Annotated in this window: 14 protein-coding genes and 1 pseudogene; 11 read left to right on the plus strand and 4 right to left on the minus strand. The window is 61.5% G+C overall.

Going from position 1 to position 13,632, the window contains the following annotated elements:
• The first annotated feature begins 12 nt into the window (after positions 1–12).
• The 6 genes from EB815_RS13135 to EB815_RS13160 all read left to right on the plus strand — a co-directional run bounded on the left by EB815_RS13135 (position 13) and on the right by EB815_RS13160 (position 5,870).
• Positions 13–912 (plus strand): ornithine cyclodeaminase family protein, encoded by a 900-nt coding sequence (locus EB815_RS13135; RefSeq protein ID WP_056566140.1) that lies wholly within the window; start codon positions 13–15, stop codon positions 910–912.
• Between the two features lie 88 nt (positions 913–1,000).
• A complete protein-coding gene (locus EB815_RS13140; RefSeq protein ID WP_056566143.1) occupies positions 1,001–1,972 on the plus strand; it encodes a thiamine pyrophosphate-dependent dehydrogenase E1 component subunit alpha in 972 nt (323 codons plus the stop codon).
• A gap of 1 nt (position 1,973) precedes the next feature.
• Positions 1,974–2,948, plus strand: coding sequence for an alpha-ketoacid dehydrogenase subunit beta (locus EB815_RS13145; RefSeq protein ID WP_056566145.1), 975 nt, complete (start codon positions 1,974–1,976; stop codon positions 2,946–2,948).
• A 13-nt stretch (positions 2,949–2,961) separates the two neighbouring features.
• A complete protein-coding gene (locus EB815_RS13150) occupies positions 2,962–4,248 on the plus strand; it encodes an acetoin dehydrogenase dihydrolipoyllysine-residue acetyltransferase subunit (protein ID WP_155772545.1) in 1,287 nt (428 codons plus the stop codon).
• Positions 4,249–4,309: 61 nt separating this feature from the next.
• Entirely contained in the window at positions 4,310–4,975 is a 666-nt protein-coding gene (locus EB815_RS13155; protein ID WP_056566152.1) for an SDR family oxidoreductase, read from the plus strand.
• A gap of 7 nt (positions 4,976–4,982) precedes the next feature.
• Complete coding sequence (locus EB815_RS13160) at positions 4,983–5,870, plus strand: hypothetical protein (RefSeq protein WP_056566156.1); 888 nt, start codon at positions 4,983–4,985, stop codon at positions 5,868–5,870.
• Between the two features lie 287 nt (positions 5,871–6,157).
• Here EB815_RS13160 and EB815_RS13165 read toward each other — a convergent pair whose 3' ends face one another.
• The 4 genes from EB815_RS13165 to EB815_RS13180 all read right to left on the minus strand — a co-directional run bounded on the left by EB815_RS13165 (position 6,158) and on the right by EB815_RS13180 (position 9,235).
• Entirely contained in the window at positions 6,158–6,829 is a 672-nt protein-coding gene (locus EB815_RS13165; RefSeq protein ID WP_056566160.1) for an amino acid ABC transporter permease, read from the minus strand.
• A 12-nt stretch (positions 6,830–6,841) separates the two neighbouring features.
• Complete coding sequence (locus EB815_RS13170; RefSeq protein WP_056566164.1) at positions 6,842–7,513, minus strand: amino acid ABC transporter permease; 672 nt, start codon at positions 7,511–7,513, stop codon at positions 6,842–6,844.
• 9 nt (positions 7,514–7,522) lie between these two features.
• Positions 7,523–8,299, minus strand: a complete 777-nt coding sequence (locus EB815_RS13175) for an amino acid ABC transporter ATP-binding protein (RefSeq protein WP_056566167.1) — start codon at positions 8,297–8,299, stop codon at positions 7,523–7,525.
• Between the two features lie 78 nt (positions 8,300–8,377).
• The gene (locus tag EB815_RS13180) at positions 8,378–9,235 is read right to left on the minus strand and encodes a substrate-binding periplasmic protein (RefSeq protein ID WP_244493939.1); all 858 of its coding nucleotides are present in this window, start codon (positions 9,233–9,235) and stop codon (positions 8,378–8,380) included.
• Between the two features lie 294 nt (positions 9,236–9,529).
• Here EB815_RS13180 and EB815_RS13185 point away from each other — a divergent pair, with 294 nt between their 5' ends.
• The 5 genes and pseudogenes from EB815_RS13185 (at position 9,530) to EB815_RS13205 (ending at position 13,631) form a co-directional block, all read left to right on the plus strand.
• A complete protein-coding gene (locus tag EB815_RS13185; protein ID WP_056566170.1) occupies positions 9,530–10,294 on the plus strand; it encodes an SDR family NAD(P)-dependent oxidoreductase in 765 nt (254 codons plus the stop codon).
• A 25-nt stretch (positions 10,295–10,319) separates the two neighbouring features.
• Entirely contained in the window at positions 10,320–10,709 is a 390-nt protein-coding gene (locus EB815_RS13190; RefSeq protein ID WP_056566174.1) for a Rid family hydrolase, read from the plus strand.
• Positions 10,710–10,776: 67 nt separating this feature from the next.
• The gene (locus EB815_RS13195) at positions 10,777–11,262 is read left to right on the plus strand and encodes a hypothetical protein (protein ID WP_155772546.1); all 486 of its coding nucleotides are present in this window, start codon (positions 10,777–10,779) and stop codon (positions 11,260–11,262) included.
• An 83-nt stretch (positions 11,263–11,345) separates the two neighbouring features.
• A pseudogene (locus EB815_RS13200) lies at positions 11,346–12,128 on the plus strand (integrase core domain-containing protein); the annotation flags it as partial.
• A 399-nt stretch (positions 12,129–12,527) separates the two neighbouring features.
• Positions 12,528–13,631, plus strand: a complete 1,104-nt coding sequence (locus tag EB815_RS13205; protein ID WP_413814116.1) for an ABC transporter ATP-binding protein — start codon at positions 12,528–12,530, stop codon at positions 13,629–13,631.
• The last annotated feature ends 1 nt before the right edge of the window (position 13,632 follow it).

Genomic DNA, 13,632 nt, shown 5'->3' on the forward strand with positions numbered 1-13,632 from the left:
GAGTTGCCTGCCATGCTGCCATACTATGACAGGGACAAGATCGCCGCCGTGCTGGACACCGATGCGCTGATCGACGCCATGGAACAAGCACTGGTCGCTTTCTCGACCGGCAAGGTGATCCAGCCGGTGCGCATGCGGGTCATCGACGAGGAGGCGGGAGGCGACCTCTGCCTGATGCCGGCCGTGACCGATATCCTGGCGGTCAAGCTTGTCGGCAACTATCCTCGCAATCATGAGCGGGGGATCGACAGTCACAACGCCGTTGTCATAGTCTTCGATCGGTGGACGGGCTTGCCGCGCGCCGTGCTGGACGGCACCTATATCACCCAGATGCGCACGTCCGCGGTGTCGGCCATGGCGGCGCGCCGGTTGGCGTCGCCGGACGCCAAGGTCCTGGCGATCCTGGGTAGCGGAGCTCAGGCGCACGGCCATTTCGAGACCATGCGGCGGGTGCGTGCCTTCGAGGAAATCCGTGTCTGGAGCCGCAATGCCGACCATGCCCGCGCTTTTGCCGAGAAGACCGGCGCCCGGCTTTGCGACAGCAGCGAGGCGGCCGTGCGCGGTGCCGACGTGATCGCCACGACCACCTCGGCGCGTGAGCCGATCGTCAAAGGCGAGTGGCTCAAGCCCGGCGCTCATGTGAGCGCGGTCGGCTGGAACGGGCTCGATGGGCGCGAACTGGACGATACGGTGATGAAATCCCTCATTGTGGTCGAGTCCAGGGACGCCGCCAATCAGGAGTCCGGAAACATCCTCATGTCGGGCGCGCGCATCCATGCCGAACTCGGCGAAGTCCTCGCGGGCCGGGCCGTCGCCGATCCATCGAGCACCACGGTTTTCATTTCGGTTGGCATCGCCACCGAGGATGCCTACGCGGCCGATCTTGTATTGCGGGCTCTGGAGAGGAGCTGATGAGGCTTGCATGGGCGGGCGGACTTTGATAATTAATTTGTTATAACAAATATCGTACTGTCACTGTTGTCGCCCGAAGGTAAGCCGCATGAAGAACTCCCCATCGATTCCCGAAAGGCTCGAGATGCATCGCCGGATGATTCTCGTGCGGCGGCTGGAGGAGCGCCTCGGCGATCTTCACAAGGCTGGCAAGACGCGTGGCCCCATCCATCGCTGCGATGGACAGGAGGCAGTCGGAATTGGAGCGACCGCGATGTTGTTCTCTTCGGACTACGTGACCAGCACTCATCGCGGCCATGCCCACTATGTAGGCAAGGGCCTCGACGTGCACGGTATCGCGGCCGAGATCCTTGGCCGCGAAACCGGTTATTGCGGAGGGCGCGCCGGCCACATGCTGATCGGCGACAAGGCGAACGGCATGATCGGCGGCAATGCGATCGTCGGCGCCAGCATACCTGCGGCAACGGGAATGGCCCTGTCGATCCAGATACGCGGCGGCTCCGATGTGGCCATGTGCTTCTTCGGCGATGGCGCGGCGCAGACAGGGATCTGCCACGAGTCCATGAACATGGCTGGGCTCTGGAGGCTGCCTGTCGTCTTCGTGCTCGAACACAATCAATACGGTCTGACTGTGCATCATTCGGTGCAGTCTCCGGTCGAGGATCTCAGCATTCGCGGCGCCGGCTACGGCATTCCGTCCGAGATCATCGACGGCAATGATGTGGTCGCGGTCTACCGCGCGGTCGCCACGGCGGTCGAGCGAGCGCGTCGAGGCGAAGGTCCGTCGCTGATCGAGGCCAAGACTTACCGGATGCAGGGCTTCTCGACGTCCGACATGGGCGGATATCAGGGCGAGGAAGAGCTTGCCACCTGGGCTGAGCGGGATCCGATAGCGATCAGCTTTCAGTCGCTTGTCGATGCCGTCGGGGCCGAACGCCTCCAGGAGATCGAACGCGAAGCATCCGCTGAGGTCGAGGCGGCGATCGATGCCGCGCTGGCTGCACCATTCCCCGCTTTCGCGGTCTACGAAAAAACCGCCCCTTACGCAGAGGTTCTCTGACATGGCCAAGATGCGTTATGCCGAGGCGCTCAATCAGGCGCTCCGCGAGGAGATGCTGCGCGACCCTTCGGTCTTCCTTTTCGGTGAGGACATTGCTCGCTATGGGGGCGTCTTCAAGGTGACGCGCGGACTCATGGACGAGTTTGGCGAAAGCCGCGTCAGGGACACGCCTATCTCCGAGCAGGCCCTGGCCGCCATGGCCGTGACCGCTTCGATGACCGGCACGCGCCCGGTGCTGGAGATCATGTATGCGGATTTCATGCCGCTGGTCCTGGACGCGCTGATCAACCAGGCGTCCATCTATGAATATCTCTGGAAGGACGTGTCCATGCCTTTCGTCCTGCGCACGCAGGGGGGCGGAGGCGCCGGCGCGGGCGCCCAGCATTCCAAGTCTCTGGATTCACTCGTTGCCCATATTCCCGGGGTCAAGGTCGTCGCGCCGGCGACGCCGGCCGATGCGAAAGGATTGCTCAAGGCAGCCATTCGCGACAGCCAGCCGGTTATCTTCCTCGAGCACAAGCTGCTTTATAATCTGCGCGACGAGGTTCCCGACGACGCTGATTTCATCGTCGACATCGGCAAGGCGAGAACGGTGTGCGAGGGGAATGATGTCTCCATCTTTGCCACGTCGCGCATGGTCCTGGAAAGCCAGAAGGCGGCCGAGACACTGGCCGGCGAGGGGATAAGCGCCGAGGTCATCGATCTCAGGAGCCTGCGCCCGTTGGACCTTGGGGCCATCACCTCGTCCATTGCCAAGACCCATCACGCGGTGGTGGTCAATGAAGGTTGGCGCTTCTGCGGGTATGGCGCCGAATTGTCGGCGACGATCATGGATCACGCCTTCGACGATCTCGACGCGCCCGTGGCACGGGTGACGTTGCCGGACATGCCGATCCCCTATAGCGAGTCGCTCGAGATGGCTGTTCTTCCCAACGCTGCCAAGATCGCCCAGGCGGTCCACGATACGCTGAAGTGAGGAGGACCAGATCGTGACCGACATCACAGTTGTGGGCGCCGGCGGGGAGTATATGGAGTCCGTCGTCGTCGTCGAATGGCACAAGAAGCCGGGAGACGCGGTCACGGCGGGCGAGCTTGTGGTCACCGTTGAAACGGCCAAGGCTGCGACGGAGATAGAGGCGCCGGCGTCCGGCATCCTGGCACAGATCAAGGCTGAGGTCGGCCAGGAGATCGAATTGGGCGGCGTTCTCGGCGTGATTGCCGAAGCGGGCGCCATACAGTCGCCAGGCGCAGAACCCGCCGAGTCCCTTGTGGAGCGGCCGACCCTGGCTGCGAAGGAGGTCGCGAAAACCGGCTCCCGTCGCCCCTCCGTCAATCGGGTGCTTGCCTCTCCGCTCGCCAGGCGCGTGGCCGCGCAGAAGAGCATCGACCTCTCCGAGCTGACGGCGTCGAGCGTGTCCGGCAGGATCAAGCTGCGGGATATCGAAGCCTACGAAACGACAGGACGAGGAATCGGCCGGCCGGCCGCGACCGTCGCGCCAGCAAGGCCTTCGAGCGGCGCCATCCATGTCACCCGGCGCGGTAAGCCAGGCGGAATCCCGATCCTGCTCGTCCATGGGTTCGGGAGCGACAGCCTTTCGTGGCAGCCGTTGGTGGCCGCGCTCGGCAACAGCGCTTCGATCATCCTCGTTGATCTTCCTGGTCATGGGAAGTCGCCACCGCCCGAAGGCAAGCCTTCCATCCATGGTCTTGCCGAAGTGCTGGCGTCGGCCCTGCGTGAATTGGGCATAGAAGGCGTCCACCTAGTCGGGCATTCGTTGGGTGGCGCGGTCTGCCTCGCACTGGCGGAAAGCGGCGCGCTGGAGATCCAGTCGCTGACATTGCTGGCGCCGGCAGGCCTCGGCCCCGAGATCGATGGGGCCTTCGTCGACGGATACAACAGGGCGACCCGGCCCGAGAGTCTCAAGCCGTGGCTGCTTAGGCTTTTCGCCGACGCCTCGATCGTGACGCCGGGCTTCGTCGCCGCCACGCTGCAGGCGCGGGGCGATGTCGCAAGGCAGCGGCAGATCGAGCTTGCCGCCGCGTTCTTTCCCGATGGAACCCAAGCATCGGAATTGCGCGGCGTGCTGAAGCGCCTGACCCAGCCGCAAAAGATCATCTGGGGCGAGCTGGACCGTATCATACCGATGCGGCATGCGCTGCATGCCGGCGCGGCGGCGGCTGTTCATTTCATGCCGGGCGTCGGCCACATGCCTCATGTCGAGGAGCCCTCGACGGTGGCGCGTCTAATCCTGCAGAATGTTTCGTGCGCAACATAAGGAATATTGCGGCATGAAACCGGCGGCTATCGTAACGGGGGCGACCGGCGGGATAGGCAGGATGATCGTCGGCCGGTTGGTGCGGTCGGGTTTCCCGGTTATCGCTCTTGGAACGAAGAGTGCCGGACTTGCCGCGCTGGGCGAGGAAACGGGCTGCCGCACGCTTGTCCTCGATATCACCGATGCCAGTGCAAGCCAGGCGGTGCTTGCAGGTCTGGACGTGGGCGTCCTGATCCATGGCGCGGGTTTACTCGGGCCGCAGGTGGCGCTGTATGACACATCGGACGAACTGGCCTCCAAACTGGTTTCCACGAACATACTCGGCACCGTGAACGTGCTGCGCGCGCTCGTTCCGCCGATGCTGCAACGCGACAGGGGAACGATCGTGCTGCTCGGGTCGATCTGCGCCACCGCACCGGGCACGGGACCTGCTCTGTACAGCGCGACCAAGGCGGCGATGCACTCCATGGCCGCGAACCTCAGATATGATCTGCGCGGCAGCCGGCTACGGGTCGGGGAGATCCTGCTCGGCCGCGTGCGCACCGGCATCCATGAGCAACTTGCAAGCGGCGAGGACCTCTACAGCGGATTTGAATGCGTCATGCCCGAGGACGTGGCTGAAACCGTTCTGCATATGCTTGAAACACCGCCTTCCGTGAGCCTGGGAACGATCGAGATGATGCCAACCAGGCAGGTTGTCGGCGGCGCGCACTTCTCCAAGGGATGAGGACTGGATGCCATCGCTGTTTTTTAATCTGAACGGGGCCTCGCACGAGGTCGAGCTCTATCCTGACCTGGCGCCGAAGACGATCGGCAAACTGGTCGCGTCGCTGCCGGCCAAGCTTGATATCCACTGCGCCAAGATCGCCGGCCAGCATATCTTCTGGCATGCGCCGATTGTCGCCGACATCGAGAAGGCGCAGGATATTCTCACCCTGCCGCCGGGTACGTTCCTCTATTGGCCGGAACGGCAGTTCCTGGAACTCATCTATGGCGAGTTGCAGGCCGAGAAGGCGCAGGTCTGCGTGCTCGGCCGCCTCAAGGGCGACATCGGCTGGCTCAAGGAATTCGGCCGCCACGTGGTCGAGAACCACGGCCAGGGGCTGATCCTGGCCGAATTGACGGCCGCCCCCGACGCGTTGCCGCTGGCCGCGAAGGAGAAGCCGCTGTCTTCGCCTGGGCTCGTTGCGCTGCGCGAGGCGCGCAAGGCCATCTGGCAGGAAGCGCCCGAAGAGATGTTCACGCTTCTGAAGCGCGAAGGCATGATGCTGCCCTATGGCCCGCTCGCAATGGCCGAGGGTGAATTGCGCAAGCTGCATGAACTGCTCTGGCGGCTGCGTGGCGGCGGTCACGGCATCGACGCCGGCAATCGCGGCGAGGTCATCGCCTTTCTGATCGAGGCGTTCAATGCGCGCATCGACGGCTTCTGCGGTCTCCACGAGATCGGTGCCAGGCTGGAATCGGCCAAATCCCTGCTCGCCCAGCCGGAAACAGTTGACGATGTCGTCGAGGAGTTGATCCTCTACACCGGCCGCGCGGCGGCATGGCTCGATGCCTACATTCCCTGGAATGCCCTCAACGTGGCCACGCTGGTCTCGCTGCAAAGGCAAGGGGTTCGATAGGGACCGTTCCTTCACTGTATTCGTGCACTACCAGGCCGGAGCGTATTTCGCGCTCCGGCCTTTGCTGTTCTCGGGAAGCCGGTCGCAACGGCGACAGTCTCGAGCGCGGAGCGGGTTGAAGCAGACTCAACTGAGGCTGGAACGGATGGCCCCGTAGCCGGCCTCTCAATACATCTTAGGCCTGAGGCAATCCCGGAAGGAGCGAACGGCTTTCCGTCCGCAACTGCATGAAAAAGGACGCGGAACGGTTCGGCGTTTCCGTGAAAACGGTGAATCGCACCATGGCCTCAGAGCTTCAGGCGCGCAAGGAAACTCTGCTCATAGTAGGTCACGATGCGCGTGACGCTGAACGCGATGAAGAAGTAGATCAGCGCCGTCGCGGTCAGGATCTCGATCGGCCGGGCCGTGGCGTCGGCGATCATCTGGCCTTGGTACATGAGATCCGCCATCCCGACCGCCGAGACCAGGGCGCTTTCCTTGAATAGCGTCACGCAGTTTGAGAGCAGGGTCGGCACCGCGCGCATGATGGTCTGCGGAAGGATCACATAGGGCACGCTGACTCTGGAGGGGAGGCCAAGCGCGATGCAAGCGTCGCGCTGCTCGGCGCCGATAGATTTGAGGGCGGCGCGGCAACTTTCGCTGGAAATCGCTCCCATGTAGAGCGCCAGCGTCGCGATGGTGGAGGTGACGTTGCCAAGATCGATGCCCAGAAGCGCCGGCAGGCAAAAGAAGAACCAGAAAAGCTGGACCAGGACCGGAGTGCCGCGGAATATCTCCACGTAGGCTGTCGCGATCGCCTTCAGGATCGGGTGGCCGGACTGACGTATGACACTGACGGCAAAGCCGAGCGGCAGCCCGATCGCCAGGCCCATGGCTGTAAAGTACAGCGTATTGCCGAGACCGGTGAACAGGGCCAAGCGGTAATCGTAGAGAAAGGAGAGCGATGTTGCCAGATCCATGGGAGTCGCTCCTCAGGCCAGACGGTCGCGAAGCCGCTTCTCGCAGTAGCCGACGATTTGCGACAAGGGCAGCGAGAAGAGGAAGTAGATGAGGGCGACGGCCGAATAGATCTCGATTGGCCGGTAGCTTTGCGTGGCAAGGCTCTTGCCTTGATACATCAGGTCGCCGATCGCCACGATCGCCACCAGCGACGTCTGCTGCAGAAGGCCGATCGTGTTGGTGAGCAGAACCGGAATGGCAATCAGCAGCGCCTGGGGGAGGACGATGTATATAGTCCTTTTGAAGGCAGAGAGGCCGAGCGCCGTGCCCGCATCGTAGTGGGACGAGGGGATGGCTTGGATCGCCGCCCTGTAGGCCTCGGCGTTGAACGCCGTGATGTTCATGCCAAGCGCAAGGATCGCCATCGTGAACGGGTCGATGAAGATGCCGAAGAAGAATGGCAGGCAATAGAAGATCCAGATGATCTGGACGAGCGCCGGAGTGCAGCGGAACAATTCGATGAACGTGACCGCCAGCCAACGCAACGGCAAGAACCGGCTCATGGCCATCAGGCAGACCAGGAACCCGCCGACGAGCCCGATGACGGCGCAGATCACGGTCAACTGCAGCGTGATGGCGAGGCCGCTCATCAGTTGCGGCCAGCCCGAGGAGATGACGGAGAAATCCCAGCTATAGCCGTTCATGGCGTGCCCTCAGCAAATCGTCTCGACGTGGAGCACCTTTTTCAGGAAATCCGCTGTTCTGGGCTCGGCCGGATCCGAGAAGATACGGGCGGGCGTGGCGTCCTCCACGATGCGGCCGTCGGCGCAGAAGATGACGCGCGTGGCGATGCGCTTGGCAAACCACATGTCGTGCGTCACGATCATCATTGACATCTTCTGCTCGGCGAGCTCAAGCATCAGCCCTTCAACTTCGGCGACAAGTTCGGGATCGAGCGCGGAGGTTATTTCGTCGAAGAGCATGATCTTTGGATCGAGCAGCAGGGCGCGGGCGATGGCCACGCGCTGTTTCTGGCCGCCCGAAAGCATGCCTGGATAGGCGCCGGCGCGGTTCTCCAGGCCGAGGCGCTTCAACAGTTGCATGGCGCGTTCGGTCGCGGTCGCGCGGCTTTCGCCGCGTGACCGGATCGGCGCCAGGATCAGGTTGCCGAGAACAGTCAGATGCGGAAAGAGCGTATAGTGCTGGAAAACCATGCCGATCTTGGCACGGACAGCCGTGTCGATCAGATTGTCCTTGCGGCCGTTCGCCCGCGCCTCGATGTAACGCGCGCCTTCGAACTCGATACGACCGTTGTCGATCTTTTCGAGCCCCATGACACAGCGCAGGAGGGTGCTTTTGCCGCTGCCGCTGGGGCCGATGACGACGATGCGCTCGCTTGGCTCCATCTGGAAGTTCATGCCATCCAGGACGTGCACGTGCCCGCCATAGGATTTGCGCAAATTGTGTACGCTCAGGAAGCCAGACGCCATGACGCCACCCCTCTTTGTTTTTCTTTGGGATGAAGAACGGATGCCACCAAGGCGGCATCCGTTGCAAGGCGAGAGATCTTATTTCGCACCGGCGAGATAGATTTCGCTCCAGTGCTTCAGCAGCCTGTCAACCTCGCCGAGCGCAACCTTCTCCTCGAGGAAGATGTTGAGGACGTCGAGATCGCGCTGCGAGATCGTGGATGGCAGGCCAAAGGAGATGCCCTGCTTCATCAGAGCCGGCGACGCGTCGACAAGGCCGACCTTTTCGGGATTGGCGGTCTGTAGCAGCAAGTTGGTCGTGGAGTCCGCGCCCGCGACGTCCACACGGCCCGAGAGCAGGGCGAGATTGAGGCCGTTGGCGTCGGGAAGACGAACGATTTCGGCTTGCTTGAATCGTTCGGTGACCTTGTGATCCTGGGCCGAGCCGGACATGACGCCGACGCGGATGCCGGGCTTGTCGAAGGTGGAAAGATCGTGAGCCGGATCCTTTACCTTGGTATTGGCGAGCATGTAGGCGAAGTTCATCTCATCGTAGCCGGCGATCGCGCTGTAGTTGATGACGAGCGCGCGGGCAGGGGTGCGGTTCAGTGCGGGGGACATGTCCCATTTGCCGGCCTGCAAACCCGCGACGACATTGTCCCAAGTGGTATCGACGAACTCGACCTTGACCTTGAGGACGTCTGCGAACTGCTTGCACAGGTCGAGATAAGCGCCGCCATACTCCCCTGTTTTCAGATCCTTCATCACGTAGGGCGGAGAAATCGCGGCCGCGCAGCGCAATGCGCCACGATCCTGCACTGCTTTCCAGAAGCCGTCGGCATGAGCGGCCGGGGTTGCCAGCATGGCTGCGGCAATACTGGCCACGCCAAGCATGCCGGCCCGGGCACCGCGGCCGAAACGATCCGCGGTAAGTTTCCATAGATCTGCTATTTTCATGATCATAAATCCCCTTGTTCGTCGGTTAGCCGGCCATGGTCTCTTCCATCCGCCGATTTTTGTGGTTTTCTTATTTTGTTATATCGTATAAATTTTTCAAATCATGTCAAACGAAGTTTTTGGCGGAACCGCAACCAGGCCGGGTGCGTCAATATATCAATTTGAAAATAAACGATTTTTTGATCCAAAAAGCGCTGTTGTCGCGGTTCTGGGATATTGGCGTCTGTCCATATCGCGTCTTGCAATGATGGCAGAAATGTAATTTGTTATATAAAAGATCGTGAAGGGGTTTCGATGAAACGGCATCAAGGCAGACGTATTCTGGTTACCGGCGCGGCCACCGGGATCGGCCTTGCGACGGCGCGCTTTCTTGCCGCGGAAGGGGCTAGGCTCTATTTGGTCGATCTGCCCGGATCATCGCTTGAGGAAAGCACCCTCGCGCTGCGCGGGCAAGGCGAGGTCGCGCTACTCCATCTTTCGGTAACCGACGAAGCGGCGGTGCAAGAGGCGGTGGGCGACATGGTCGCGCGCTATGGCGGTATCGACGCGGTGGTCAATTCGGCCGGCGTCGTTGCGGTCGAGCCGGCGCTTGAGGCTTCTTTAGAGACGTTCCGCCGTGTCGTGGACATCAATCTGACAGGCACGTGGATCGTCTGCCAGGCGGTAGCCCGGCAAATGGCCGACAACGGCGGCGGCGCCATCGTCAACATATCATCCGTCTACGGCTTTCAAGGAGCGCCCAAACGCACCGCATATTGCGCCTCGAAGGGAGCGGTGATCGCGCTCACCGATTCGCTGGCGGTGGAATGGGGGCCGTTCAATATCCGCGTCAATAGCGTGGTGCCGACCGGCACGCGCACAACCATGGTGCAGGATCTGATCGATCGCGGCATATACAACGTCGATGCTGTGTCGCGGCGTACGCCGCTAAGGCGGCTGGCTGAGCCGGAAGAGGTAGCGGCTGCCTGCGGTTTTCTCATCAGTTCCGAGGCCGGCATGGTTACCGGGCATCACCTTCGGGTCGATGGCGGTTGGCTGGCCAACGGCTATCTCATGTAAATTTCAATCATCGGAGACCTAAACCATGGCGAAGCGTCAGAACATCTCCTCAGGCTCGCAGTTCGAAAAGGCCTACGGCTATTCGCGCGCCGTCAAGGCGGGTGACACACTCTATATCTCGGGAACGATCGGGATGGACTATGCGGCCGGCGTCATGCCCGACAACGCCGTCGGCCAGGTCAGGCAGATCATCAAGAACTTCGAGCCCGCGCTGCAGGCGGCTGGAGGCTCGCTTGGCGATATCGTGCAGATCACGACCTATGTCAGCGCGCCCGAAATCTTCAAGGAGGTCGGTCCGGAACTTGGCGTCATCTTCAAGGACATCACGCCGACCAATGCCGCGCTCGTGGTCGGCTTCCCGGTGCCGGGAGTCCTGGTCGAGATCGCCGCCGTCGCCGTCATCGGTTGCGAATGACCGGGAACTGATCGGCCGGAAAGGATCGATGATGTGCAATTCCTGCAATGGAAAATTCGCCTTCGAGATGGCGGACAAGGACGCGATGGCCGCGGCGGCGAAATCTGCCCACGAAAAGCGGGAGGCATGGCATTTCCATGTGCTGGCGCCGAACTGCGCGTTCAGTCCGAACCCGAAAGCCTACACCTTCCTTCTTGAACTGACAGATCAGGATCGGATGGTCTGCTGCTTCTTCGATGAAAGGCCGGTGGCCGTAAACAAGGAACTGCTCGCGCTGCTCCATGGCACTGACGCCCTGTCGGACAAGAAGGCGGCCGAGGGCTCTATCGACGCCGCCGGCAGCGAATTGCTTGATATGATTGGTGCGGCCGCGACGGCGGGCAAGAGTTGGCACCATCACATGATGTTTCCGGCCTGCAAGCTCAACGGGGCGGATGGCAAATGGCGCCTTTTCGTCGAGGTGGAAGGCCAGCAACCGACCTTGCTCGACCACGACAGCGAACCATCGCTGGTCCTCAACCGAATTGAACGCCTCTATTTCGGCCTGAGCTAGGTGTGAGCTTTCGGGAGGTTGTCCATTCGGACCGGACCGGGGAGACTGGAGTTACCACGCTTCAGCACTCACCGGAGGTCCGAATGAACATCCACAAGAATGCCCGTCTCGCACCGCTACGTCGAGAGGAGATGGCACTGTCGGTGATATAAGGCGCTCTTTCCCAAGCCCATGCGGCGCGCGTCTATGGCGTGTCGGCCAAGATCGTGGCGTGCTGGGTCGAGCGCTACAAGGCCGAAGGGCGGGCCGGCATGATCGATCGTTTCCTCGCGGCCCATCCATATGCCACAGGCCACTGCTGCGTCGATCGCCGAGCCCATCGTGGCGCTGCGGCGGCAACGTTGGACCGGCAAGCACATCGCCTATGAGGTCGGCGTGTCGCCGGCCACCGTCAGCCGGGTTCTCAAGCGTGCCGGGCTGTCGCGGCTGAGCGACATCGAGCCGGCTGAACCGATCCGACGCTACGAGCGCGAGCATCCAGGCGAGATACGAGAAAAAGGAGAGCGCTATCGCCTTCCTCAAGGCGGCGCTCGCCTACTAAGCCTGCCTCGGCGTTTCGATAGCGCGCGTCATGACCGACAACGGCTCCCTGCTACAGATCGAAGGCCTTCGCCAAGGCCTGCCGCGATCTCGGTCTCAAGCACGTCAGGACAAGGCCATATACGCCCAAGACCAATGGCAAGGCCGAGCGCTTCATCCAGACGGCATTGCGAGAATGGGCCTACGCAATCGCCTATCCCACTTCAGATCACCGCGCCGCTGAACCGCCTGTCTGGCTGCACAGATACAACTGGCATCGCCCACACGGCAGCCTAAAGTCAAAACCACCCATCAGTCGCCTCGATCTTTCCCAGGACAACCTCTTGAGCTCCACAAGGCTCTACTTCGATGAGATCGTCCGCGACGGACTCCGCACCAAAAGTTCTGATCAGAAGAAACGATGGCCGATGGGCGCCGCTTGGGGCCGCGGGCTGACAGGTTATCGCCGTTCCTTGATCCCACCATGATCCTAGGACGCGTTTTGTCAGCGATCTGATCCGCCTAACGCGAGCGGGTTGGATGCTGCACAGGCCGTTCTACCGCAAGCTCGATGTGCGATCACGCCGCCGCGAAAGCTGATCCTGCGCATTGCGAATGCTGCACGATGTGAATGCAACAAAACCCCAGTGGGTCACAATTTGTGCATGGGGGATTGACGCAGGCCAACCCGAATGCTTCTATTCTCGATATTCAATAATGATTCTCAATAATCGAGAACAATGCAAATGGGACAATCATCTTCAGCCATGGTTCAGCCGCCAATGCATGTCGGCCTGACCGGCATATCCAAGACTTACGACGGTCATAGCTTCGTCGTGCGCGATCTCAACCTCGACATCGCCAAGGGGGAATTCCTGACGCTTCTTGGTCCTTCGGGTTCGGGCAAGACGACGACGCTCATGATGCTCGCCGGCTTCGAATATCCGTCTGGCGGTGAAATCACCCTGGATGGAAGGCCGATTCAGGACAAACCCCCGGAGAAGCGAAACATCGGCATGGTGTTCCAGAACTATGCCCTCTTCCCGCATATGACAGTCGCTGAAAATGTTGGTTATTCGTTGCGAGTGCGCGGCTCATCCAAGGAGCAGATCGCCGCTCGCGTCGGCGAAGCGCTGGCGATGGTCCAGCTTTCGAACCTTGCGCAACGCAAGCCGACCGCCTTGTCGGGTGGCCAACAACAAAGGGTCGCGCTCGCTCGCGCGCTTGTCTTCGAGCCCAGCCTTGTGCTGATGGATGAACCGCTCGGCGCCCTGGACAAGAAGCTGCGGGAGGACCTGCAACTCGAAATCCGTAGAATCGCCGACCGGCTTGCCCTGACAGTCGTCTATGTGACACACGATCAGCACGAAGCGCTGACGATGTCCGACAGGATCGCCATCTTCAACGACGGTCGCATCCAGCAAATCGGCTCAGCGCAGGATATCTATGGCCGTCCCGCGAACCGCTTTGTAGCCGAGTTCGTTGGTGACAATAACTGCCTCGATGCGAAAATCGTCTCGATCGAAGGCGATTTGGCCCGCGCAAGACTGGCCGGCGGTCAAGAAATCTGGGCACGCAGCAGCGCGCACGCAAAGGTTGATCGACGGGCAACGATCGCCATCAGGCCCGAGAGCGTCCGCGTCACCGGGCAGGACCGCGGCGGAACGCTCAGCGGGCAGGTCAGCGACATCATTTATTGCGGCGACCAGTTCCGGATCCACGTCGAACTGCCGGGCGGGGAACGGTTGATTGCGAAGAGCTCATCATCGGCCGGAATCCAGATGGAGATGGGCAGCCATGTCCGTCTCGACTGGGAGCCCCACGATGCCTGGGCGCTTGACGGCAGATAAC

Origin of the sequence: Mesorhizobium loti (assembly GCF_013170705.1) — a bacterium.
In the GTDB taxonomy this organism is placed as follows: domain Bacteria; phylum Pseudomonadota; class Alphaproteobacteria; order Rhizobiales; family Rhizobiaceae; genus Mesorhizobium; species Mesorhizobium loti_D.